At 49.5% G+C, this 756-nt stretch carries 1 protein-coding gene; it reads left to right on the top strand.

Features of this window, described 5'->3' with window-relative positions:
• Positions 1–707, top strand: a 707-nt coding sequence (locus R8O10_RS24860) for an MFS transporter (RefSeq protein WP_318191908.1), incomplete at its 5' end; no start/stop codon positions are given.
• Between the last annotated feature and the right edge of the window lie 49 nt (positions 708–756).

A 756-nucleotide genomic window follows, 5' to 3' on the forward strand; every position in this document is an offset into this window, starting at 1 on the left:
CATTGTTGGGTTACGTGTCGCTCGCTTGGATCATCATCGCGTTTCGATTCAAAGAGACCATCACACGACGCTCTGCAATCCCCTCTCCAGCCAAAATGTTGGTGCAGTATCGTGATTTGCTCTCGTCTCGATATTTTATGAGCTTTGCGAGCATCAGTTGGCTCAACTTCAGCTTGATGATCACGACCGTCTCCGTGATGCCTTTTATCATGCAAGACCAAATCGGGATGACATCGGACGAATACGCCATGTGGGCCCTGATCCCCGCGTTAGGTATGCTCGGCGGCACAACCATTTGTAACCGCATCCGCCCCGTCATCGGAAATAAGAAAATGCTGCTTTGCACGCCTGTTTTGCATATCAGTGCTGCACTGTGGTTGTTTTTCTGCCCGGTAGAACCCTTGTATTTGATGATTGGACAATTATTGATGATTCTTGGCAATGGCATTGCGTTGCCTTGTGCACAAGCACTTGTGATGCAACCATACAAAGAGCATGCGGGCGCGGCAGCAGCCATGTCTGGCGGCGGTCAAATGGTGGTCTCTTCCTTGGTGAGTATGACGCTGGTGCAACTTGGATTAAGTGAAGCGTGGCATTTGTCGTTGGTTGTAGTGCTGTTTACCGCCATCACCTTGACCAATATTCTACGTGGGTTCAACACTGAAGAAGCGCATCAACAACGAGAGGCGTCAGAGAAAGCCGGCTAATGTCACCGACTTAATTGAAGAAAGAAAAACGCCCACTGTATTTCGTGGG

This window comes from Vibrio sp. 1727, assembly GCF_033344415.1.
Classification (GTDB): Bacteria; Pseudomonadota; Gammaproteobacteria; order Enterobacterales; family Vibrionaceae; genus Vibrio; species Vibrio alginolyticus.